This is a genomic window from Paenibacillus eucommiae, from assembly GCF_017874215.1.
In the GTDB taxonomy this organism is placed as follows: Bacteria; Bacillota; Bacilli; order Paenibacillales; family NBRC-103111; genus Paenibacillus_AI; species Paenibacillus_AI eucommiae.
Map to the genome: position 1 here is coordinate 56,859 of NZ_JAGGLB010000032.1, position 21,816 is coordinate 78,674.

The following is a 21,816-nucleotide window of genomic DNA, read 5'->3' on the forward strand; positions in this document are numbered from 1 at the left end:
TAGGGAAAAAGAGATACAAGCATTTTATGGCAGAAAATGTGTATCCATTTAAGCTTACTTTCCTGCATCCCGCTGGATTACTGCTGCTGGATCAAACAAATCTGATGGAAAAATTGCCTGATTTTACACTACGTGTCCACCACAAGCTGATTGTATTATATGGAAGAACCAACATGTTGAATCGCTGCAAATTGTTTGTTGCCGAACAAATAACTGCAGGCTACCTTTGCTTGTTATTATTTAGCCTTTTTGGGGTTTTGGCCGATGGTGATGTAACGTTTATCGGTCTAGGTCTGCTTGGAGCTCTGGCTACACCCTTTCTGTTAATTAAAGAGCTTGAAGCTCAAATTCGCAGAAAGCAGCGGTTAATGATTATGGAGCTTCCTGAGGTATTAAATACGATTATTTTACTTGTTAATGCTGGTGAAACTGTCAATAGATCATGGATTCGTTGTATGGACGCCAAGCGGGGTGAGGAGCTTTCACCTCTATTCAAGGAACTGGATATCGCGGTGCATGAACTGGAAATGAACATTTCATTTGCCAAGGTGATGGAGGATTTCAATAAGCGCTGTGCGCTGCATGAGGTTTCTCTTTTCACATCCTCGCTCATGCTAAATTACAAGAGAGGCGGCAAGGATTTCGTACTTGCTTTGCAAAACTTATCCCAAGAACTTTGGCAGCGGCGCAAATCGGTTTCCAGAACGTTGGGGGAAGAGGCATCCTCCAAGCTGGTTTTTCCGATGGTACTTATATTTGCAGTGGTCATGATCATTGTGGGTGCACCCGCTTTATTAATGATGAATCAATAAGCATATGAGGGAGCGATAAGGATGAACAAATTGAAATCATGGTTACAAACGTTTTGGCGCGAGGAAGATGGACTTGGAACTTTAGAAATTTTACTTATTGTTGCTGTGCTTGTAGCAATTGCAATCATTTTTCGAAAGTGGATCGTCCATTGGTTTAACCAGCTCATAGGAAATGCCAATACAGATTTGAAAGACAGTTCAGTGATTCCCTGCAATCCTGCAAGTGGAGCAAATTGTGCGCAATAAGCTGCTTTTACAAATATTCAAAAAGGAAGAGGGGAACTTCACTATGGAGGCCTCTCTTGTGTTTCCCCTTATCCTCCTATTAACGATTGTATTATTGTTTCTTGGGTTGTACATGTATCAATATGTGTACGTTCAGCAAACAGCTCGAGTAGCCGCCGAAAGAACAGCGTACAATTGGGATAACAGCCATAAAAACCTGTATACAGGAAATTACTATTTGAATGAGCATGACGGCTTATATTGGAGACTTTCCAGCGATAGTATTTCGGATGTGTTCGGCTTCATTGTAACCAATGCACCTACCTCAGTTTCTTTACCACAAACAGTAGGACAGCGGATGAATACGACTGAACGAAAGCTTGCTCAAGCATCTGTAACGCTCCCTGCAGGAATTTCAGGCATTGCAACCTACACAAACCATTTGGTAGATCGCAAAGTGACTTTTAAGCTGCAATCATTTTTCAAAGCGCCATTTAGGTACTTTAAGGTATTTGGCTCTGAAATGGTGCATGGGCAAGCGTCCTCACGTGTAGTAGAACCTGTAGAGATGATCCGATTAACAGACATGACACGCACCTATATAAAGACGATAAAAGAGAGGATCTCACCAAAGGCAGCGAAAGCACTATTAGTTGAACCACAAAATTCCTCCGGGGCAAAAGTTGCAATCACCTCTGAAAAAGAAGCGGCAGCCTATTTGCGATCATTGGTAAACGGTACTTTAATTAATATGCAAACTCCAACAGGAAAAAATAGAACGATTGATGCGTTGGATGCAAATGGTGTAGCACATATTGCGTTTTATACGTTTACGGAAAATCAGTTAAGAACTGTACAACTGCCTAAAGATATTGAACTATTAAAGCAAGGGACGCAATTAAAGGGAGTTGTGTGGCATTTTTTCAAAAAAAATGCTTCAGGTATTCAGGGGCCTTCTGAAAAACTGCGAAAGGAGCTGGAGGATCAAGGAATTGTAGTTGTAATTCATAATTAAAGGGGGAAGCTATTGAAATATTTGTGGAATTCGGAGGATGGTGCTGTATCGATTTATTTGATTTTGATAATTGTTCCGATTTTTTTCTTCCAAGCGGTACTGATTGATTTTGCCAGAATAAAGCTTGCTGAGAAGGAAACAGAGTCAGCCGTGAGAGCGGCGGTGAGGTCCTCATTATCTGCTTTTGATCAGAAATTGCAAGCGACGGGCCTGTACGGACTTGGTATTTCTGGAGAAGAAGGGTTAAACATTTTTCGTGAGGTATTCCGCCAAAATTTATCGGGCAGTCTGATTTCAGACCGGTTTCAATTTGTGGATACGTCTCCTGTTGAGGATCACTCACGGTTAACTCCTATTTACACGTTAGCGAGTCATGAAGTGCTTCAACGGCAAATTTTAGAAGATATGAAGCTAAAGGCGCCTATAGAGTTTGCTTTGGAAATTACCGATAAGTTCAAAAAAAGCGGTGCTTCTGCTCCATTCAAAATAGGAGCCCAGTATGCCAAGGAAGCCGAAGCATTGGAAAAGCTGCTAGAGAAAAGAGAGGAAGCGTTGAATCAAGCTTGGGATCGAGCGAAAGCTTTACAAAAGAAAACGAACGACGCCCATTCTTACTACGGAAAGAAAATTGAGGAGTTAGCATCAATGGCTGAACAAATAGGCGTTCATTCTGTGGAGGATATACAAAGTTCTTTGCAAAATATTAAAAATCAGATCCAATCGATCCAGACGTCTATTCAAGCTCTTGATGGTACTTTAGCTTCATTACTGGCCGCTGTTGAAAAAGATGTAGAAAGCATTGCATCGATTAAAGCGTCTCAACAGTCGCTGCGGGAAGAATCTCAGGTACTCTTATCTAAGCAAAGTGAGCTTGAGAAGGTGCTTGCCATACTTTTGAAATATGCTGACTTGTTAATGGCTGTAAAATTACGGGCTGAAGCAGATAGCAGCATGATTGCTGCTTACAAGAGCGATATCGAGCCTTTGCTGCTTGTTGCCAAACAAATGAACAATGAAATAAGGATCGAGCTGCAGCGAATTGTAGGCGGGGAGCAAGGAAATGAGGAAATCTTTGCCTCCTTCAAAGGTATTCATGTATGGGAAGACAGTTTTTTTGACCAGTATTCAGCTTCTATTGGCGCTATTATAGCTTTATTCAATGGATTTCATGGAGCGGTTTCGACGATCAACTTATATACAATGGCCAATATATCGCGAGTGAACTCAGCAAATAATGCTTATTTTAATTCGGCTAATGATTTTTTTACTAAACAAGGCCAAAAAGAAACCGACCGGGTGGCAAAAAGCAATCAGTCAGAAGCCGGAAAAAGAGAACAGAAAAATAAAATTCAAACTATCCTAGATGAAGCCCGAAAAGCTATAAACAGCTGCAGCGCTAATTCGGAAACCTATTATCAAAAGCTGCAAAATTCACAGAAATCAGGAGAAAAGGGACTCTATCAAAAATACAGAGATATAAATAGCCAAAGCGCCGAAATAGGAAGCGGTGTTACGTATGATCTGGAGAAAGCGGAGAAAGTAAGCATAAAAGCAATGGATATTCTTGGTGCCTTTAGTGGAATCGCAGAGGGTATTAGAAATGAGCTTTTTGTCAATGAATTCGCTTTAACAAAGTTTAATTACCGGACTTATGGTTTGGAAAAAGATATCCAAGGCCAGCCGAAAACAGCAAACGAGCTTTCAGATCCCAAGACACATATGCTCAGCAATCAGGAGGTTGAATACATACTTTATGGTTTTTCATCCTGCTTAGCAAATATCAGCTCTGCGTATGCGGAGATGTTTTCCTTTAGGCTAGCCATCAGAACTTTGGAGGCATTAATGGATACAAAAAAAGGAGTTTTAAATGTCGGTTCTCCTTTACTTGTTTTGTTAACGGCAGCTGCAGAGGGAGCGGTAAAAGCTTTATATGATATGAATGAGTTAATCAAAGGAAATCAAGTGCAATTGACTGCGAAGCTAGCTTCACCTGCTATATCGCTTACTTACAAAGATTATTTGCGTATATTCTTATTGTTGCACAGTAATGATACGAAACAAATGGCAAGAATGCAGGCGTTGATTGAGTTAAATACACATGTAAACTTGCTTGATGCAAGTACTTATGTTCAGGGATATGCGACAAGTGATATTCGTTTGTGGTTTATACCAGGAATTATGAAGCTATTGAATGGAACTGAACTGCTTGGATGTAAAGTCAAGGGGAAACGTTGTGAAATTACAAGAACGACAGCCATATCTTATTAAAGATTTCGAGGTGAACCCCATAATGCCGCTGCAGCTGATGAAACGAGAAGAAGGCGGTATAGCTCTGGAGGCAGCATTGCTGTTACCACTCTTTTTAGCATTTGTCGTTTCGCTTATTATGTTTATTCAAATTTCAATGGCTGAAATGGCCTTGCAATCAGCGGTATCTGAAACGACCAAGTCGATTTCAACGCAGATCTATCCTGTCAAACTGCTAGTTCAGGAAGCCAAATCGAAATATGATCAAAGTGATATAGCGAAAACCATTCAGTCCGTATTGAACCATATTCAAACAGCTCGCAGCAAAGTTATAGGTGCAGAGGAATTTGTGGATGATTATGCCTTTTTTATCCCTGATGCGTTCAAAGAGATGCTTACTTTCGAAAAGAAAAAGCGTGAGCTGTTTGAAGCAGCGGCCCAATCTGAATATGAGGGTCTGATCGAAAGGGAGATCATGCCGCAAGTTTATGCCGCTTTTACTACTATCGTTTACGCCTATTCGGACAGCCCATTTATTCACCGTGATAAACTGAAAGTAACTTCAGTGATACTGCCGAATTTGCTTGCGAATGGATCCTCATATTTCGGTGTGGAAGCTCAGCTAGAATTCAAGCTTATAGCACCATTTTTTAGCCGGACTCTGATCTTGAAAAAGAAAGCATATGAGCGTACTTGGCTTGGGGCATGAATAAAAGATTTCAGGCATGAAGGAGGACTTTGTAATTGGTGTTGTTACTATTCATTTTTATTTTGCTAGCCTTTATTTCTGATGTCAAACGTTCGTTAATTCCAAACGTACTTACGGGAAGCGCGGCAGCGGCGGGGGTGGTATATCACTCCGTCTTTGACAGATGGGACGGCTTTCTCTATTCCATGATTGGACTGATTGCTGGCTTTCTCCTGCTCTTGATATTATATCTTTTTAGAGCAATAGGAGCTGGCGATGTTAAGCTTTTTGCTGCCGTTGGCGCAATGATGGGGGCTGGCTTCGTTTGGCAAAGCATGATGTATTCTTTGGTATACGCAGGTCTGATAGGCTTCTTACTCCTAATCTTTCGAAAGAAGGTGTCAGAAACGGTAGGAAAAATGGCCGGTTGGCTGTTTTCAATTATAGCTTTGAAGAGCTTTTCAATGATAAAGAACGCAAAGGAACAGGAGCTGATGCAATTCCCCTTCATGTATGCTGTTGCTCCCGGCATTATGACGGCATGGTACTATTCTCTACTGTAGGAGGAACGGAGGAGGGCAAATGGATGTGACCCAGGAAATTTATGGTATGCGTTATGAGTTTGTTCATCGTCGCGGAATCACTATGAAGCTTTACCGGGAAGCGGGAATTACTGCAAATGAGCTGTCAAGTCATCAATTGCGGATGTTGGAATCGAACGCCATACCGAAGCTTTTGCCGCTAGAGATTGAAGAGGCCGATCTTCGTATTACTTTTCTGTACAATCTTCAAGCTGCCAGGATGCTGTCACACGTAATTAAAACCGAAGGCTTAAGCAGGGTGCAGGCTCTAAAGCTACTATATACGATTATATGTGCGGTACATAGCAGTGATAATTATATGTTAAATGAAACCCAATATTTACTTGATAGTAACTTTATTTTTGTAGGCAGTGAATGGACTGACATCTATTTAACTTATTTGCCATTCCAGCTACTAGTTGGAGAAATTCCTTTGCATAATCAAATCGCTAAACTGATAGAAGAGCTTGTTGAAAAGGTGGATATGGATGAGCGAGGAGGGCTGGAGAATCTGTTGAGCGCTTGTGACGAAGTTTTTAGCTTATCTGGCTTTAAACAGCAGCTCCTGGAGTTAATGGGGGACTATGTAGGAAAGTCTGCAAAGAGTCCAGAACCTGTAGTCTCTTCGGAGATCGCTGGAGTATTGACGCCTAACTCGAAAAATTTGAATCAAACTGACAGGATCACATTTCCTTCAATGCCCAGACCTCTGTTCGAGGGGAACGATGGGCACAAGGAACCGTTGAACAGTAGCACTGGATCCCAGCCCCAGTCTCCAACACAGATACAACCTCAACCCCAGGCTCCAACCCAAGTACAGCCACAGCCAAAATCAAAATTAAAATTAAAATCCCAATCCGAGGCTCAGCTTCGCACCCAAACACTAATAATACCACAGAGATTCAAAACTTATATTCTATTAGGCCTGGTTATTTTATTAGCATTTGTGTGGAACAGTTACTTCGAACAGCAGCAAGATGCATATTTTTACACAATTAGCGGAGTTTCCATACTACTAATCGATGCTTGGTTTGTTTTTAGTTTTATTGGCGTATCTTTGCCGTGGCTTAACCGGGAAGCAGATTCTGATAGCTTGCCCAAGCTTATGGGAGACTGGTCTACACAAACACAACAACGCAAAGAAAAAGAAGAGAGTCTGAGCGAACAAGCAGATATACAGAGCTACTATCGGGATTTGCACCAACATACCACCTTATTAACCAGCGAGCCGTCCAATGCTACAGTTTTTTTAGGAGCTCAGGGAGGAGACATAAAACCTAATGAAGCTACCTGTGTTATTGTTGAGGTATGCAAGCAAGGAAGCAAGCAGCAGTTTCCCTTAAAAGGAGACAGCTTTCTTATCGGAAGAGGGGAAGCTGCGGTAGATTATGCAGAAGATGAAGTAGGCGTTTCCAGGCAGCATGCAGAGATCTTCAATTCTATCGAAGGTTATGGTGTGAAGGATCTTGGCTCCAAAAACGGAACTTTTCTAAATGAAGAACAATTGGTCCCCTATCAGTCTTATTGCTTGAACGAAGGCGATACTATTCGTATTGTACGAACGGAATTCAGGTTAAGAAAAGCGCCTTGTGGTGTCCTTTGAGGAGCGTTAGTGACAATGGTGCATGGAGGGGAGGGAATGGCTGTGGGCTCCAGCCGCTGTTAAAGATTTGTTCCCTGAATGGAATCGATGAGGAGGTAGGAACAAATCTTTAAAGGCGGACGCTATCGCTCTTCCACCCACAGCCATTCCCTCTCCTTAGCTACAATCGCACTAATCACACGAACACCAAGCTCAAACGGACTGCCAACAAGGGTTTTTCTTTGGATCGGAGGGGATTTCCCAGCGGCCCGCTGGCCAAGCCGCTGGGACTGAAGAACGGTCCCGCCAGCGCTCACAACCGAGAGGATCTGCTGCTTTAACGATGTTTTTCATGTTTTTCATCGTTAAAAGCACCAGGTCGTCTCCTCATCCTTACTTTAACGATGAAAAACATCGCTGAGTGAAACTCACACACAAACCCCATGCCCGGACTGCCAATAGAGGATGATTTTCTGAGGTTGCGGGAAACGGGTGATAAGGAAAACTGCGCGTCCTTTCTGATTTCCTTAGCATATTAATTGTCTCAACTATTTGAGGAGCATGTTTGAAACTTGAGTGCTTTACGGAAGGGAATGGATGGACTCCTGACGCTGTTTAGTATAGGTTACCTTGATGCCGGTGACATCTCAAGCATCCTTCCCAGTAAGTTCATAAAAAAGCCGAGCGCTAACCAGCGCCGGCTTTTCAATAATATTATGTACGATAAGTTTAATTCAAATAGGTATAATTTATCTTAAGGAAGGAATTACCTTAATTTGCTTGTTCATATTTAAAAGCATAATAAAATTGCTATTAAAAGTGAAAATACGCGTTGTATGATAAGTAGCCATGACGATCGCTGTTAATGCTTCACTGAGCGAAAACTCCAGCTCCGGCCGTTCCATAAGCAGACGCCGCGCGTCTTTTTCAAATTCAGTATCTCCGGCAATTACTGCAAGTTTTCCTTTGCTGACTGCTTTATCCATAACATTCAAGAAAAACTCTGCCTTCGTATAACCATACTCATTACGGAGCCAATCGTGAACATCAAAAATGATAGAATTAGTTGTCATAAAGTTTCGCTCAAGATCATGAAGGTCCAGAAATAAGGAGCGGGCTTTTGTGTAACGGGGGTCCTCAGGATTCATAAAAGCTATTAAAGCCGTCTCATCTACAAACACAGCGTGCTGATAGTCCCAGTCTTGGTGGTTTATCATAATTACAGAAACTCTCCTTAATCTTCAAATTTACAAATAGCGTCTAGATATAGAAGTGGATTTTCTTCCTTTTGATCTACCGTAATAGGCACGGATTGAACCGAAGCAGTTACCATATGATCGTCAATAATCCGGTTTACTAACACTTGAACAGAAATACCTTGCTGGTCTGCTATTTCGCTCAGCTCGTTGAAAGTATGAGGCTCTAGCTCAACTAGCTCTTTCTCTTCACTGCGTGAGGAGATTAAATCGGAGGCAGTTGATTTGACCTTGTCGAATTGGTTTTGGATGAAGCGTCTATATTCTCCCACTTAATGATCACCACTTTCACAAAGATTATTATAGCTTTCGTACGACGTCCGGATTTTGAGGGTGTCCAAATGAAATTCTTTTTTTATTCGCTTTGAACTTTGCAGCCAGCTCATTATCCAACGTAATCCGACATAATCCATTATATTTCATTTTTTTTCATTTGCCTATTTCCTGTATCTGCTTGGAAGTGGTATAATAAGAAGTCGCCGCCATATGGCGGGTATCTTTAAATAGATGGGAGTTTGTGTCAGGGTTATGAGTCTTTTGACTGTTGAGGATCTAAGCCACAGCTTTGGGGATCGATTGTTGTTTAAAAATGTATCGTTTCGCTTGCTGGCTGGAGACAGAGTAGGATTAGTTGGAGCTAATGGGGTGGGGAAATCCACCATGATGAATATATTGACAGGACAACTGCTGAAAGATTCGGGTAAGGTTGAATGGACACCTAAGGTTAATTATGGGTATTTGGATCAACATACGAAGCTGACGCCTGGGAAGACAATGCGCGATATTTTAAGAGATGCTTTCCTTCCTCTTTATGAGCAAGAGAAAGAAATGATGGCGATCACGGAAAAGATGGCAGATGCCACGCCTGAGGAGCTTGAAACTCTTCTTGAGGAAATGGGCGAGATTCAGGATCGTCTCGAATCAAGCGGATTTTACTTGTTGGACGTTAAGGTTGAGGAGATGGCTAATGGACTCGGTCTCAGTGCGATTGGGCTGGATCGTGATGTTGCTTCTTTAAGCGGCGGACAGCGGACGAAAGTTTTGCTGGCTAAGCTGCTGCTCGAGAAACCTACCGTTCTACTGCTCGATGAGCCTACGAACTATTTGGACGTTGAGCACATCGATTGGCTAAAAACATATTTAAAGGAATACCCTTATGCTTTCTTATTGATTTCACATGATACGGATTTCATGAACGAGGTCGTTAATGTTATTTACCATTTGGAATTCACGAAGCTGACTCGTTATACAGCAAACTATGAGAAGTTCCTCTCCATGGCGGAGATGAACAAGAATCAGCACATAGATGCGTATGAGAAACAGAAGGAATATATCAAGCAGCAGGAAGATTTCATTCAGCGTAACAAAGCGCGGTATTCCACTTCAGGACGGGCAAAAAGCCGGGAGAAGCAGCTAGAGCGGATTGAACGGATTGATCGGCCTGAGACTGCTATGAAGCCAACATTTACCTTCAAGGAGTCGAGAGCGAGCGGGAGAATCGTTTTTGAAGCGCAAAATATGGAGATAGGCTACAGCTCTGCATTGCTGCCTACCATGAACGTTATGATTGAGCGCGGAGAAAAAATTGCCATTGTTGGCTGCAACGGTGTGGGTAAGTCCACTTTGCTCAAAACCATTCTTGGCAAGATTGACCCTTACAGCGGGAAAGCTTATCGTGGGGACTTCCTATTCCCAGCTTACTTTGAGCAGGAAGCTAAGGCTGCGAACATCACTCCAATTGATGACGTATGGAATGAATACTCGCATATGACACAAAACGAAGTCAGGGGGGCTCTTGCCCGCTGTGGACTGAAAAATGATCACATCACTCGGCCGTTAAACAAGCTGAGCGGAGGTGAGCAGGCGAAAGTGCGTCTATGCAAGCTGCTTATGAGAGAAAGCAATTGGATTCTCTTTGATGAGCCTACGAACCATTTGGATGTGGCCGCCAAGGAAGAACTGCAGCGAGCGCTTCAGGAGTATAAGGGTACAATCCTGCTTGTGTGTCATGAGCCAGAATTCTATGAAGGCTGGGTCACAAAGGTTTGGAACGTGGAAGAATGGTCCAACCAAGCTATAAAACAATAATAAAGAGGAGATTATGCCATGATTACACACGTAGTATTTTTTAAGTTGAAGGATCGCAGCCCAGAATCTATACAAGTGACTAAACAGGTATTAACGAATCTTGAGGGCAAAATTGATGAATTGCGCCATATTGAAGTTGGAACAGATATTTTGCATCAGGATCGTTCCTATGACATTGCTTTAATTACTAAATTTGATTCACTGGATGACTTGAAGGCATACGATGTACATCCCCTGCATGAAGAAGTTAAAAAGCATATGAAGACAGTGCTTGACGGAACTTCGGTCTGTGTCGATTTTGAAAGCTAATTCAATTTGAAAACGATCTTGAAACAGTGTAGTATCCTTTGCAGAGGCTGCACTGTTTTTTGCATGTAAAGGTTCATAGGTCCATTTGCTGAAATTGAAGCTGTTGTCACGCTCTGTTTATCTGATTTTGATATGTTAAATAATTGGCCGCTAGCCTGGGCATATGCTGCAAGCGGCGGATTGTGGATAAGAAGCACAAAGCTTCATCACTCAGGCAAGGAGAGAAAAGAAGCATGAACATTCTTAGTGCAGTTGGAATAGTAAAGAGCTATGGGGAGAAAACACTCTTCGATGAGATTTCATTCACGCTGAACGAGAAGCAGCGCATTGGCCTTATCGGCGTGAACGGAACGGGCAAGTCAACACTGCTCAAGGTGCTGGCGGGCCTGGAAACCGCAGATCACGGGAAGCTGCTGCATGCGAATCATTTTCGTGTGGAATATTTGCCGCAGAATCCTGAATTTGAAGATAACTCAACGGTATTGGAGCAGGTATTTTATGGTGAATCGGCGCTTATGCAGGCGCTTCGTGATCATGAGCGCTCCCTTGCCGAGCTGGAGCTTGATCCTACCAATGAGCAAAAGCAGTCACGGCTGTTCAGTGCGCAGCAGCGAATGAATGAGCTGGATGCGTGGGATGCTGCGACAATCGCGAAAACGGTGTTAACAAGACTTGGTATTACGGACTTCGACAAGCCCGTAGGGCAGCTTTCAGGCGGGCAGCGCAAGCGTGTCGCTATGGCCCGCGTGCTGATCCAGCCAGCCGATTTGCTCATTCTTGATGAGCCCACGAACCATATTGACAACGAGACAGCAATGTGGCTGGAGGAGTTTCTCAGCAAATGGAAGGGAGCTCTCCTGCTTGTAACTCATGACCGGTACTTTCTGGAGCGTGTAACGAATCGAATTCTTGAATTGGACCGCGGCAAGATTTACAGCTATGAGGGCAACTACGAAGCTTATCTGGAACAAAGGGCAGATCGGATGGAATCCGAGGCTTCCAGTGAAGATAAGCGCCAAAACCTGCTGCGCCGCGAGCTCGCTTGGCTGCGCCGCGGCGCAAAAGCGAGAACGACGAAGCAGAAGGCTCGTGTTGAGCGTGCCGAGGAGCTGCGCGATCGAAAGGTCGATGGCCCGGCTGATAAGCTGGACATTGCCCTGGCTGGAAGCCGTTTGGGTCGAAAGGTGCTTGAGCTGGAGCATGTAAGCAAGGCATACGATGACGAGAAGCCGCTGATCCGTGACTTTAGCTATATTGTAATGCCAGGCGACAGGCTTGGCATCATTGGACCTAATGGCAGCGGCAAATCGACGCTGCTGAATATGCTGGCAGGCCGAATACAGCCTAGCAGCGGTAACATTGAGACGGGCCAGACTGTAAAGCTGGCTTACTATACCCAGGAAAACTTAGAGATGAATGAGAAGCAGCGGGTCATTGAATACATCAAAGAAGCTGCCGAGGTTATCCGCACAGCTGATGGCGAGAGCATTTCTGCGGGACAGATGCTGGAGCGTTTTCTCTTTTCTCCGAATTTGCAATGGTCGCCTATTGGCAAGCTGTCCGGTGGAGAGCGGCGCAGACTTTATTTGCTTCGTACTTTAATGGGAGAGCCGAACGTACTGCTGTTAGATGAGCCTACGAATGATTTGGATATCCAGACCCTTTCGATTCTTGAGGATTATCTGGAGTATTTCTCAGGTGCGGTTATCACAGTATCCCATGATCGTTACTTTTTGGACCGGACGTCTACCCAGATGCTGGCTTTTGAAGGGGACGGGAAAATTGAGCCTTTTGTAGGCAATTATTCGGAATACCTGGACTCGCTGAAACAACGGGCTGAACAACGGACTGAATTGGAACAAAGCGAGAAAGGAACTTCCAGGGCTTCATCGGTCTTGAAGAAAAATGTTTCAGACCAAGGAGATGCAGCGACTGCTAAAGGGCAACAAGATGTGATTTCTAAGGACCTGCAGCAAGACAGCTCATCCGGTAATACTACTGTCACAAACGTAATTCCCAAGAAGCTCAGCTTTAAGGATCAGAAGGATTGGAATGAAATAGAAGCACGTATTGAGGGGCTCGAGGAAAGAGGAGAGCAGCTGAAACGTGAGATTGAGGCAGCTGGCAGCGATTTTGATAGGGTACGCGAGCTTTATGAAGAAGAGCAGAAAAACTCGGCTCAATTGAATGAAGCGTTGGAAAGATGGACATATTTATCGGAATTAGTGGAAGCGATAGCAAGTAATAAGGTATGATAGGATAAGAGAGCAGAAAACTAATACGAAGGCAGGGTTTAAAACTCATGATTACAGTGAACAATGTGACACTTCGATACGGCAAAAGAGCTTTATTCGAGGACGTCAATATCAAATTTACTCCAGGCAATTGCTACGGGCTTATCGGCGCCAACGGTGCCGGGAAATCAACTTTTTTGAAAATATTATCCGGTGAGATTGAACCCCATAAGGGAGATGTCCACATTACTCCAGGAGAGCGGCTTGCGGTCCTGAAACAGAATCACTTTGAATTTGATGAATTTGAAGTAATCAAGACCGTAGTCATGGGTCATTCCCGCTTATTTAAAATTATGGAAGAGAAGGATGCGCTTTATGCCAAAGCGGATTTTTCCGAAGAAGACGGAATGAAAGCCGCAGAGCTGGAAGGCGAATTCCAGGATCTTGACGGCTGGCAGGCAGAATCAGATGCAGCAGAGCTGCTTATCGGACTTGGTATTCCTACAAGCTTGCATGATCTGAAAATGAAAGAACTCGAAGGAAACGATAAAGTACGGGTGCTGCTCGCCCAAGCGTTATTCGGAAACCCGCAGATCTTGCTGTTGGATGAGCCGACCAACCATTTGAATTTGGAATCGATCCGCTGGCTGGAATACTTCCTTGCCCGCTATGAAGGTACTGTCATTGTAGTTTCTCATGATAGGCATTTTTTGAATCAGGTATGTACGCACATTGCCGATATTGATTTTGGTAAAATTCAAATGTATGTGGGCAACTACGACTTCTGGTATGAATCCAGTCAATTGGCACTTAGACTTTCGCGGGATGCCAATAAGAAAACAGATGAGAAGCGCAAGGAGCTTGAAGCATTTATCGCCCGATTTAGTGCAAATGCGTCCAAGTCCAAGCAAGCAACCTCTCGTAAAAAGCAGCTGGAAAAGCTTACTCTTGAAGATATTCGTCCTTCTAACCGCAAATATCCGTTTATTCATTTCAAAGGTGAGCGCGAAGCTGGTAAACAACTGCTCGCTGTTGAGAATCTGAGCAAAACGATTGACGGTGTAAAGGTTCTGGATAATCTGACTTTTACGCTCAACAAAGGGGATAAGGTTGCTTTTGTAGGTCCTGAGGGTCTTCCCAAAACAACGCTGTTCCAAATTCTTATGGGAGAGCTGGAAGCGGATGAGGGCACGTTCTCATGGGGTGTAACGACTTCACAGGCTTATTTCCCCAAAGATAGTCAGGACTACTTTGATGTTGATTTGAATCTGGTAGATTGGCTGCGTCAATATTCTAAGGATCAGGATGAATCTTTCCTGCGTGGTTTCCTGGGACGGATGCTGTTCTCGGGAGAAGAGGCTTTGAAGAAAGCCAACGTGCTCTCTGGAGGCGAGAAGGTACGCTGTATGTTTTCAAGAATGATGCTCGGCGGAGCCAATGTACTGCTGCTTGATGAGCCGACGAACCATCTGGATTTGGAGTCGATTACGGCGCTAAATAACGGACTCGTTGATTTTGATGGAACGATCTTGTTCGTATCTCATGACCATCAATTTATTAATACCATTGCTACACGGGTAATGGAAATTACACCAAATGGCTTGATCGATAAAATGATGTCTTATGATGAATACCTCGATAACGATGATGTGAAAAAACAGCGCGAGCTTCTATACGTGTAAAACCGATGCTTGTCGGACAATTGGAAAGCCGCCCGGTGTGAGTTCACCCGGGCGGCTTTTGTTGGTTGTGATTTAGCTAGCTTCCGCCTGTGCGGCGGCGTTGATTATTTACTTTCTTCGTCATTTGGCTTTTAACGGTTTGGCCGCTGCCGCTTGCGTGCTGTGGATTGGCTTTTTGTGCGGCTTGATCCGCTTTTTTCTGAGCCAGCTTTTGTTTCATTGCTTCAGCGAGACTAATTTTCTTCGGGCCTTCGCTTGCAGCTTGATCTTCGTGCTGATCTGGCATAGGAAACACCTTCTTTACTTGATATACTTGTAGTGTACCACATTTATCAGCATGAAAGAAGGGACGTCTATTGTTTGATCCTACTATCTATGAGAACTTAAAGGTAGTGCTTGAAGGTGCAGTTTACGATATGGACCTCGAGGGAGCAATTCTCGTAACTAAACGTACAGATCGTATTGAGCTGTCCTCGATGTCACGTTATTATGCGATCGAGTTCACCCAGCCCTCTTGTGCTGCGAATAAAGCACAAATCAGTCTGGAGGTTCATTTGCGGGATTTAGCTGCGGAAATTTTGGAGAACGCGAACGAGAAGCCAGGCTGCACGATGGAAGTGATTTTGTCCACGGTAGTCGACGATCCTATCCTGGAATGCGCTCTGATCGAAAAGGAAATTGAGGTTATTTGGCAGAAGCGGCCGATCATTACACAAACCTTATCCTTTGATTTTAACGAACAGCCCGTACGTTATTTCAACCAGATCAAGCTTCATTTTGGACGCAAGGTTGATGAGGGGCAAATCGACGACTTTCCCGAACTAATCCGCTATGCGATGAAAAGCTTAATTTGGCTGAATCAACGAAAACGTTGAAAGGAGGGGAGCTTATGCAGGAATGGTCACAAGCCGAGCTGCTTTTGCAGGCAGAAGCAGCCGCTTCCCCTTTTGCCGTATTTCTCTATACACCTTTCTGCGGTACATGCAAGCTGACAGAACGCATGCTCACAATTATTACAACAATGGAGCCGCAGCTGCCTATATATAAGAGTAATATCAATTTTCTTCCACAAATAAGCCGTGATTGGCAAATCACAAGCGTTCCATGTATAGTTATCGTAGGAGAGAATCAGAACATGGAGTTTGTTTACAGAATGAAAGCGGTTGACGATTTATATAAATTATTGAGAACTAGGCTTTTATCTTGTTAAGTAGAATAAGGAGGACGAACTAGTGACAGCTGGAAAATTGGCTATCGGAGATAAAGTTACTGCCGTTTATAAGACTGGGAGCTATATTGGAGAGGTTGTAGATGTATCAGGTGTGGCTAAAGCAGCCGTGCGTATTCTTGCGGTTATAGAGCACCCTACCCAAGGGAATTTACATCAGCCTATGGACCCTAATGTATCCTTCTTTCACCAGCGTAGAGCGCTTGCATTTCAAGAAATTGCTTTAATGCCGCTGTCTACCATTGAACCTTATGGAGGAAACGTACCGGATTATCAAGAATCCTTGAAGAGAGCGCTCAAGTCAGAAATGCTCAAGATGTCGGATTTGGAAGCTTGGGCTAAACGCTCTCTACAGGAATTGGAGCAGCTGCAGCTGGAGTATTTTCCAAATTAGGAGACTTCCAGGTACAATTTTGTGCCGTCATGGTACTTGAAAATGGCAACATCGCCTATGATCTCAATGATGGAAATCATTTTCAGTTTTTTGCGAAATTCAAAATTCATTTCATTTTCTTTAAGCTTGTTAGACAGGAATTCCATATGGGAAACTTTATGTGTGTAGTTGAGTACCGGGATGACTTTATTTTTATAACGGATTGATATAGCTTGCATATAAGTCCCTCCTTCTTCTTACTCTTATATCATACAACTGAAATGTTAGATTATTATGGGTCAAATATTAGGAAAGTATAAGTTATTCATTCTTAGTATCACAGTTCGACTGGAGGTTATTCATTTATGTTAATTAAACCAATCAACCTTGGCGTCATTGGAGCCGGAAATATTGGAAATGTGCACCTTTCTGCTTTTAAGCAGGTGCCGGATGTGCATATTGCTGCCATTACTGATGTATATTTACCTATAGCGGCAGAACGGGCTGCCCAGTACCAGATAGAGAAAGTATACCCTGATGCACAGAAGCTTCTCGAAGACGACGAGATTGATGCTGTAGTGATTGCCGTCTCTAATGAATGGCATGCACCTATTGCGGTACAAGCGCTTGAAGCCGGTAAACATGTTTTATTAGAGAAACCTATGGCTTTAAACGTACAATCTGCTAAGCAAATTGTTGAGGCAGAACGCAAGTCAGGGAAAGTTGTGATGATTGCCCATCAGCGGCGCTGGGAATCGGTCGCTTTGCAGGTGAAGGATCAGATAGATAAAGGCGCCTTGGGCCACATTTATCACGCTAAGGCTGCATGGATGAGACGTAAAGGCATTCCAGGCTGGGGGACCTGGTTTACCCAGATGGAGAGGTCTGGAGGAGGCCCACTGATTGACATCGGTGTTCATATGCTGGACCTTACTTTGTATTTAATGGGAAATTCGCGGCCGGTTTCTGTTTTCGGTGCGACGTATGCCGAGTTTGGCCCGCATAAACGGGGGATTGGCACTTGGGGCAAGCCGGATTGGAACGGTCATTACGATGTAGAGGATTTGGCAACGGCGCTTATCAAGCTTGAGAATGGCGCAACATTATCCTTGGACGTAAGCTGGGCAGCATTGACGGATACAGATAATCGGCCTAGCATCCAGCTTTTGGGCTCACAGGGAGGGGCATCGCTGCGCGGACAAGAAGGCAAGCTATTGGCTGAGCTGTTTGACTCCGAAGTGGATATTCCCCTAAATGATTTAGATGAACCGGAAGCTTCCAGGTTAAGAATGAACCAACATTTTATAGCGTGTGTCCGCGATGGCAAAGAACCGATTACCTCAGTGATGAGTGGCTATACGAACAACTTGATATTGGATGCTATTTATAGATCTTCCCAAAGCGGACATGAAGTTATTATTGACTGGAACATTTAAATGGGGAGATGCGGGAAGTGAATTGGGAGTTATTAAGCATCATTGGCACGATTGCATTTGCTGTAAGTGGAGCTATTGTGGCCATGGAAGAAGAGTATGATATTCTTGGCGTTTATGTTCTTGGATTGATCACTGCTTTTGGCGGTGGTGTTGTGCGAAATATTTTGATTGGCAAGCCGGTTACTTTAATCTGGGAGCAAGGTCTCTTATTTCAAGTTGCCTTGTTTGCTATGACCATTGTGTTTTTGATGCCTGTTGGTTGGATTCGTGTTTGGAAAAACTGGTATGCTTTTTTTGATGCAATCGGGCTAGCTTCGTTCTCAATACAGGGCGCATTATACGCAACGAACATGGGTCATCCTCTAAGCGCAATCATTGTTGCAGCTGTCCTGACAGGAATTGGGGGAGGCATGATTCGAGATGTGCTGGCAGGCAGAAAGCCGCTCGTTCTTAAGGATGAAATCTACGCTGTTTGGGGCATCCTGGCCGGGGCTTGCATCGGCTTGGGGTGGTCTCAGGAGATGCTGCCCTTAAGTCTTTTATTCATCATTATTGTAGGTCTAAGAATGCTCTCTGTTTTTTATAAATGGAAGCTGCCCAAACGTTCGTTAAACAGCTCAACAAGCGGCTTTAATAATCAAGTCTAATTATAGACTTATTACCTAATTACTGTCTAATTACTTTAATCAGCGTATGCTTGCTAAGTAAGTTTTGCTAATGCAAAACTCATAGGAGGAATCATTTATGCATGAGGCATCGTTTCACCTCATGAAAAAAGTGCCCATAGAGTGGCTTCAGGAACGAATTAGTTCGGTTAAGGAGCTGCGGCAAAATGAACTGGAAATGTATGAGGTTGCAAAAGATAACGTAACTGGGGAGCATTACCTTCATTATTCATATTTGCATCGTAATGTGGCGGGTACATTGGAGCCTGAAGTGTATCATCAGCTTTTGCCTTTGAAAAGCGATGATGTGCTAGGCCTTATTTTCGGAGAACAAGCTTATCTGTATCCAGAAAGCTGGAACGAACCTTTTCTTCGCGATGGTCCTGAGGGCTTTTTCATATGGTTCGATCCTGATAATGATGAGGAGAGACTGCAGAACGAAGCGTTTGGAGCTAGTCTCACTGAAAAATTGTTGAAATTCAAGGCGGCAGGTTCTCTGGATGAAGCCGCAGTCAGAAAGCTGTTAGAGGAACTTGATCATAACGATAACTAAAAAACAACCTGCGTTCGAATAGAATCTTGATTCGGCTGCAGGTTGTTTTTTGCATACCCCTGTAATGCATGGATCACGATTTCAGAGTTCAGCTATATGGTTTAAAAGTCAATATACAAGGCATACTAAGTTGCGGTAATTAATCAATTTTCAGGAGGAGTTACTAAGAAATGATTAAACAATATTTTGCTGAGGTAAAGCTTCAAGAAAATGATTCTTTGAGTGAAGTACTTGAAGATCTGGTAGATGAAGCAGAAAATCAATACAGCACACCTTTTGTCGAGGTTTCCCAAGTGATCCAGCGAAGCGCTGATTTATACACTGTTATATTAAATTTAGACTTTTCCGGGGAATAGTAAAGAAAGTAGGAAAAATTCGATATCCGTAAGGCTGATCGTATAGTATCGGTCAGTCCTTTTGAGCGTGACAGCTGGTTCTCTTAACGATGATTTTCATCGTTAAAGTAAGGAGGTGGGGAGGACCCGGTGCTTTTAACGATGAAAAACATCGTTAAAGTAGCAGGTCCTTCTCAGCTGCGTGCTCTTCATTCCTAGCGCTGCGCCCGCTAGGAAATCTCCTCTAACCAAGAGAAAAACCCTTGCGGGCAGTCCGTTTGAGCCTGTTGTTCGTATTCGTGCGATTGAAGCTAAAGGGAATGGCTGTGGGAGGAAGAGCGGAAGCGTCCGCCTTTAAAGATTTGTTCCTACCTCTTCATCGATACCATTCAAGGGAACAAATCTTTAACAGCGGCTGGAGCCCACAGCCATTACCTCCGCAACGCACCCAAGTCCCGAACACGCAAAAATCAATGGACGCCGCAAGGCGTTTTTCGTATGATCAGTTGTAATCTATCTTTTAAACGGGAAATCATTTAAAATAGTACAAGTAAAATATTGCTTATCTTAGCTTTACTTTGATGTTCGACTTTTAAGGAGGAACTTTAAACATGTACGGACCACCCCTCTCACCAAATGCAAAAAAAATAATGCTGCTTGGTTCTGGTGAATTAGGCAAAGAGGTTATACTGGAGGCTCAGAGACTGGGAATCGAAACGATTGCAGTTGATCGCTATGATAATGCGCCAGCGATGCAGGTCGCCCATCATTCCTATTTTATCGATATGCTTGATGCGGAGCAGCTGAAAAGCTTGATTTTGCAGGTGAAACCGGATCTGATTGTTCCGGAAATCGAAGCGATTGCCACGCAGGCTTTAGTCGAGCTGGAAGAAGAAGGGTTCAGGGTCATTCCTACTGCCAGGGCTTCCAGGCTGACTATGGATAGAGAAGGGATAAGGCGGCTGGCTTCGGAGACATTAAAGCTAAGAACAGCTGCCTACGCTTTTGCGGATAGCTTGGAAGAGTTGAAGCAAGCTGTGGCGGGCATTGGCACTCCTTGTGTAATCAAACCAATTATGAGCTCCTCTGGTAAGGGACAGAGCGTTTGCCGAACTCCGGATGATGTCGAGCAATGCTGGACCACCGCTATGGAAGGTGGCCGCGCCAAACGTGCACGTGTGATCGTAGAAGAGTTTATCCGCTTTGAATCAGAGATTACGCTACTTACTATTCGTTCCGTATCCGGCACGAGCTATTGTGAACCGATAGGGCATATTCAAAAGGATGGCGATTACATAGAGTCCTGGCAGCCGCATGGAATGAGCGAAGGACAAATAGAAGAAGCACAGCATATTGCAAGGACGATTACAGAGGCGTTAGGTGGCTATGGCATTTATGGTGTCGAGCTGTTTCTTACGCAGGAAGGCGTATATTTCAGTGAAGTTTCACCACGCCCTCATGATACGGGAATGGTAACGATGGTTACCCAGGATTTATCTGAATTTGCCCTGCATGCAAGGGCTATACTAGGATTGCCAATTCCTGCGATACGTTTGCTGACTCCTGGTGCAAGCTATACGTTAAAAGCGACGGAAGACCGGGACAATTATACAATTGGGGGACTTGAAGAAGCCTTGGCTGTGCCATTTACTCAAGTACGTGTTTTCGGTAAACCTGTAACGAAGAAAGGCCGCAGAATGGCCGTAGCCCTCAGCAGCGCAGATACGGTTGAAGAAGCCAGACAGCGGGCTAAACAAGCGGCAGAGGCATTAACATTAAGTTATGACAACGAACAGTGAGGGAAGAAACATTGGACGCCAAACCAGCACGACTTTCCAGAACCATTTTAACGGAAATTATATTTCCATCGGATACTAATTATCACGGTACTTTGTTCGGCGGCAGAGTGATGCAATTCATTGATAAGGTTGCGACTATTGCCAGTATGCGTCATTCCCGTAAAGCCGTAGTAACGGCTTCTAGCGATAGCTTGGATTTCCTGGCACCGGTGAAGCTCGGCGAGGCGATTCAGCTTGAGGCCTTTGTCACGTGGACGCATCGAAGCTCCATGGAGGTATTCGTCAAAGTAGAATCAGAAAATTTATTTACGGGTGAAAAGAAAATGACAGCTACATCCTATTTAACCTTCGTTGCTCTTGATGAGCACGGGCAGCCGTCGCCAGTACCGCTGGTTATTCCGGAGACGGAAGAGGAACGGAGATTATTTGAAACGGCTGAGGCAAGGTACGAAGCCAGAAAACAGCGGAAGGCGGATCGCAAGCTTTAGCGGTCCGAGTATTCTGCTCATAAAAGAAAGAAAGCCGCTTTTCCTTTAAGGAATCAGCGGTTTTTCTTTGTGAAAATGATGTTTAACAAAATTTTGAAATTCTCATTGACACTAAGTAAGAGCGGTGCTAATATAATGTTTATAAATAATTCTTAGTAATCTTATCGGAATTATTTATACATTCTCCACCGGACCACCGGCGATGAATAAAGAATCCATT

25 protein-coding genes and 1 pseudogene are annotated in these 21,816 nt (G+C 43.8%); 21 read left to right on the forward strand and 5 right to left on the reverse strand.

The window, feature by feature from the left end; genetic code table 11:
• The first annotated feature begins 26 nt into the window (after positions 1-26).
• The 8 genes and pseudogenes from J2Z66_RS33100 (at position 27) to J2Z66_RS33130 (ending at position 7,171) form a co-directional block, all read left to right on the forward strand.
• Positions 27-812, forward strand: coding sequence for a type II secretion system F family protein (locus J2Z66_RS33100; protein ID WP_209977052.1), 786 nt, complete (start codon positions 27-29; stop codon positions 810-812).
• Between the two features lie 21 nt (positions 813-833).
• Positions 834-1,058 (forward strand): Flp1 family type IVb pilin, encoded by a 225-nt coding sequence (locus J2Z66_RS33105; RefSeq protein ID WP_209977053.1) that lies wholly within the window; start codon positions 834-836, stop codon positions 1,056-1,058.
• Between the two features lie 43 nt (positions 1,059-1,101).
• A pseudogene (locus J2Z66_RS43590) lies at positions 1,102-1,203 on the forward strand (pilus assembly protein); the annotation flags it as partial.
• Between the two features lie 72 nt (positions 1,204-1,275).
• The gene (locus J2Z66_RS33110) at positions 1,276-2,052 is read left to right on the forward strand and encodes a hypothetical protein (protein WP_245376044.1); all 777 of its coding nucleotides are present in this window, start codon (positions 1,276-1,278) and stop codon (positions 2,050-2,052) included.
• Positions 2,053-2,064: 12 nt separating this feature from the next.
• A complete protein-coding gene (locus J2Z66_RS33115) occupies positions 2,065-4,320 on the forward strand; it encodes a hypothetical protein (RefSeq protein WP_209977055.1) in 2,256 nt (751 codons plus the stop codon).
• Positions 4,286-5,008: a TadE/TadG family type IV pilus assembly protein gene (locus J2Z66_RS33120; RefSeq protein ID WP_209977056.1), complete on the forward strand. Its 723-nt coding sequence runs from the start codon at positions 4,286-4,288 to the stop codon at positions 5,006-5,008. Before J2Z66_RS33115 ends, J2Z66_RS33120 begins: the two co-directional genes overlap by 35 nt.
• Positions 5,009-5,046: 38 nt before the next feature.
• A complete protein-coding gene (locus J2Z66_RS33125) occupies positions 5,047-5,550 on the forward strand; it encodes an A24 family peptidase (RefSeq protein WP_312894901.1) in 504 nt (167 codons plus the stop codon).
• Positions 5,551-5,569: 19 nt separating this feature from the next.
• Entirely contained in the window at positions 5,570-7,171 is a 1,602-nt protein-coding gene (locus tag J2Z66_RS33130) for a DUF6382 domain-containing protein (protein WP_209977058.1), read from the forward strand.
• Between the two features lie 122 nt (positions 7,172-7,293).
• Here the strand turns inward: J2Z66_RS33130 and J2Z66_RS33135 are convergent, their stop codons facing one another.
• The 3 genes from J2Z66_RS33135 to J2Z66_RS33145 all read right to left on the reverse strand — a co-directional run bounded on the left by J2Z66_RS33135 (position 7,294) and on the right by J2Z66_RS33145 (position 8,678).
• Complete coding sequence (locus J2Z66_RS33135; RefSeq protein WP_209977059.1) at positions 7,294-7,467, reverse strand: hypothetical protein; 174 nt, start codon at positions 7,465-7,467, stop codon at positions 7,294-7,296.
• A gap of 432 nt (positions 7,468-7,899) precedes the next feature.
• Positions 7,900-8,367, reverse strand: a complete 468-nt coding sequence (locus J2Z66_RS33140; RefSeq protein ID WP_209977060.1) for a type II toxin-antitoxin system VapC family toxin — start codon at positions 8,365-8,367, stop codon at positions 7,900-7,902.
• A 17-nt stretch (positions 8,368-8,384) separates the two neighbouring features.
• Entirely contained in the window at positions 8,385-8,678 is a 294-nt protein-coding gene (locus J2Z66_RS33145) for a hypothetical protein (RefSeq protein WP_209977061.1), read from the reverse strand.
• A gap of 256 nt (positions 8,679-8,934) precedes the next feature.
• On the opposite strand from J2Z66_RS33145, the gene J2Z66_RS33150 reads away from it, so the two are divergent.
• The 4 genes from J2Z66_RS33150 (at position 8,935) to J2Z66_RS33165 (ending at position 14,719) form a co-directional block, all read left to right on the forward strand.
• Complete coding sequence (locus J2Z66_RS33150) at positions 8,935-10,494, forward strand: ABC-F family ATP-binding cassette domain-containing protein (RefSeq protein ID WP_209977062.1); 1,560 nt, start codon at positions 8,935-8,937, stop codon at positions 10,492-10,494.
• An 18-nt stretch (positions 10,495-10,512) separates the two neighbouring features.
• Entirely contained in the window at positions 10,513-10,803 is a 291-nt protein-coding gene (locus J2Z66_RS33155) for a Dabb family protein (protein ID WP_209977063.1), read from the forward strand.
• A gap of 233 nt (positions 10,804-11,036) precedes the next feature.
• Positions 11,037-13,058: an ABC-F family ATP-binding cassette domain-containing protein gene (locus J2Z66_RS33160; RefSeq protein ID WP_209977064.1), complete on the forward strand. Its 2,022-nt coding sequence runs from the start codon at positions 11,037-11,039 to the stop codon at positions 13,056-13,058.
• Positions 13,059-13,105: 47 nt separating this feature from the next.
• Positions 13,106-14,719: an ABC-F family ATP-binding cassette domain-containing protein gene (locus J2Z66_RS33165; protein WP_209977065.1), complete on the forward strand. Its 1,614-nt coding sequence runs from the start codon at positions 13,106-13,108 to the stop codon at positions 14,717-14,719.
• A 76-nt stretch (positions 14,720-14,795) separates the two neighbouring features.
• Here the strand turns inward: J2Z66_RS33165 and J2Z66_RS33170 are convergent, their stop codons facing one another.
• Positions 14,796-15,005: a hypothetical protein gene (locus tag J2Z66_RS33170; RefSeq protein WP_209977066.1), complete on the reverse strand. Its 210-nt coding sequence runs from the start codon at positions 15,003-15,005 to the stop codon at positions 14,796-14,798.
• Positions 15,006-15,075: 70 nt separating this feature from the next.
• Between J2Z66_RS33170 and J2Z66_RS33175 the strand changes: the two genes are divergently transcribed.
• The 3 genes from J2Z66_RS33175 to kapB are packed head-to-tail and all read left to right on the forward strand — an operon-like array spanning position 15,076 to position 16,341.
• A complete protein-coding gene (locus J2Z66_RS33175; protein WP_209977067.1) occupies positions 15,076-15,594 on the forward strand; it encodes a hypothetical protein in 519 nt (172 codons plus the stop codon).
• A gap of 14 nt (positions 15,595-15,608) precedes the next feature.
• Positions 15,609-15,929 (forward strand): thioredoxin family protein, encoded by a 321-nt coding sequence (locus J2Z66_RS33180; protein ID WP_209977068.1) that lies wholly within the window; start codon positions 15,609-15,611, stop codon positions 15,927-15,929.
• Positions 15,930-15,951: 22 nt separating this feature from the next.
• The gene (gene kapB / locus J2Z66_RS33185; protein WP_209977069.1) at positions 15,952-16,341 is read left to right on the forward strand and encodes a kinase-associated lipoprotein KapB; all 390 of its coding nucleotides are present in this window, start codon (positions 15,952-15,954) and stop codon (positions 16,339-16,341) included.
• Here the strand turns inward: kapB and J2Z66_RS33190 are convergent.
• Positions 16,338-16,559: a hypothetical protein gene (locus tag J2Z66_RS33190; protein WP_209977070.1), complete on the reverse strand. Its 222-nt coding sequence runs from the start codon at positions 16,557-16,559 to the stop codon at positions 16,338-16,340. The two genes, kapB and J2Z66_RS33190, sit on opposite strands and share 4 nt — an antisense overlap.
• Before the next feature lie 126 nt (positions 16,560-16,685).
• Here J2Z66_RS33190 and J2Z66_RS33195 point away from each other — a divergent pair, with 126 nt between their 5' ends.
• The 6 genes from J2Z66_RS33195 (at position 16,686) to J2Z66_RS33220 (ending at position 21,596) form a co-directional block, all read left to right on the forward strand.
• A complete protein-coding gene (locus J2Z66_RS33195) occupies positions 16,686-17,756 on the forward strand; it encodes a Gfo/Idh/MocA family protein (protein WP_209977071.1) in 1,071 nt (356 codons plus the stop codon).
• A gap of 8 nt (positions 17,757-17,764) precedes the next feature.
• Positions 17,765-18,403, forward strand: a complete 639-nt coding sequence (locus J2Z66_RS33200) for a trimeric intracellular cation channel family protein (RefSeq protein WP_209977072.1) — start codon at positions 17,765-17,767, stop codon at positions 18,401-18,403.
• 97 nt (positions 18,404-18,500) lie between these two features.
• Positions 18,501-18,974: a hypothetical protein gene (locus J2Z66_RS33205; RefSeq protein WP_209977073.1), complete on the forward strand. Its 474-nt coding sequence runs from the start codon at positions 18,501-18,503 to the stop codon at positions 18,972-18,974.
• Positions 18,975-19,144: 170 nt separating this feature from the next.
• Positions 19,145-19,330 carry a hypothetical protein gene (locus J2Z66_RS33210; protein ID WP_209977074.1) on the forward strand — a complete coding sequence of 62 codons (186 nt, stop codon included), beginning with the start codon at positions 19,145-19,147 and terminating at the stop codon, positions 19,328-19,330.
• Between the two features lie 590 nt (positions 19,331-19,920).
• A complete protein-coding gene (purT, locus tag J2Z66_RS33215; RefSeq protein WP_209977075.1) occupies positions 19,921-21,108 on the forward strand; it encodes a formate-dependent phosphoribosylglycinamide formyltransferase in 1,188 nt (395 codons plus the stop codon).
• Positions 21,109-21,119: 11 nt separating this feature from the next.
• A complete protein-coding gene (locus tag J2Z66_RS33220; RefSeq protein ID WP_209977076.1) occupies positions 21,120-21,596 on the forward strand; it encodes an acyl-CoA thioesterase in 477 nt (158 codons plus the stop codon).
• Positions 21,597-21,816: the final 220 nt, after the last annotated feature.

What these genes read in the sequence shown, in the direction of transcription:
- J2Z66_RS33100 (WP_209977052.1), top strand. Translation starts at nt 27, where the DNA reads ATGGCAGAAAATGTGTATCCATTTAAGCTTACTTTCCTGCATCCCGCT.
- J2Z66_RS33105 (WP_209977053.1), top strand. Translation starts at nt 834, where the DNA reads ATGAACAAATTGAAATCATGGTTACAAACGTTTTGGCGCGAGGAAGAT.
- J2Z66_RS33130 (WP_209977058.1), top strand. Translation starts at nt 5,570, where the DNA reads ATGGATGTGACCCAGGAAATTTATGGTATGCGTTATGAGTTTGTTCAT.
- J2Z66_RS33140 (WP_209977060.1), bottom strand. Translation starts at nt 8,367, where the DNA reads ATGATAAACCACCAAGACTGGGACTATCAGCACGCTGTGTTTGTAGAT.
- J2Z66_RS33150 (WP_209977062.1), top strand. Translation starts at nt 8,935, where the DNA reads ATGAGTCTTTTGACTGTTGAGGATCTAAGCCACAGCTTTGGGGATCGA.
- J2Z66_RS33155 (WP_209977063.1), top strand. Translation starts at nt 10,513, where the DNA reads ATGATTACACACGTAGTATTTTTTAAGTTGAAGGATCGCAGCCCAGAA.
- J2Z66_RS33160 (WP_209977064.1), top strand. Translation starts at nt 11,037, where the DNA reads ATGAACATTCTTAGTGCAGTTGGAATAGTAAAGAGCTATGGGGAGAAA.
- J2Z66_RS33165 (WP_209977065.1), top strand. Translation starts at nt 13,106, where the DNA reads ATGATTACAGTGAACAATGTGACACTTCGATACGGCAAAAGAGCTTTA.
- J2Z66_RS33170 (WP_209977066.1), bottom strand. Translation starts at nt 15,005, where the DNA reads ATGCCAGATCAGCACGAAGATCAAGCTGCAAGCGAAGGCCCGAAGAAA.
- J2Z66_RS33180 (WP_209977068.1), top strand. Translation starts at nt 15,609, where the DNA reads ATGCAGGAATGGTCACAAGCCGAGCTGCTTTTGCAGGCAGAAGCAGCC.
- J2Z66_RS33190 (WP_209977070.1), bottom strand. Translation starts at nt 16,559, where the DNA reads ATGCAAGCTATATCAATCCGTTATAAAAATAAAGTCATCCCGGTACTC.
- J2Z66_RS33195 (WP_209977071.1), top strand. Translation starts at nt 16,686, where the DNA reads ATGTTAATTAAACCAATCAACCTTGGCGTCATTGGAGCCGGAAATATT.
- J2Z66_RS33200 (WP_209977072.1), top strand. Translation starts at nt 17,765, where the DNA reads ATGCGGGAAGTGAATTGGGAGTTATTAAGCATCATTGGCACGATTGCA.
- J2Z66_RS33205 (WP_209977073.1), top strand. Translation starts at nt 18,501, where the DNA reads ATGCATGAGGCATCGTTTCACCTCATGAAAAAAGTGCCCATAGAGTGG.
- J2Z66_RS33210 (WP_209977074.1), top strand. Translation starts at nt 19,145, where the DNA reads ATGATTAAACAATATTTTGCTGAGGTAAAGCTTCAAGAAAATGATTCT.
- purT (WP_209977075.1), top strand. Translation starts at nt 19,921, where the DNA reads ATGTACGGACCACCCCTCTCACCAAATGCAAAAAAAATAATGCTGCTT.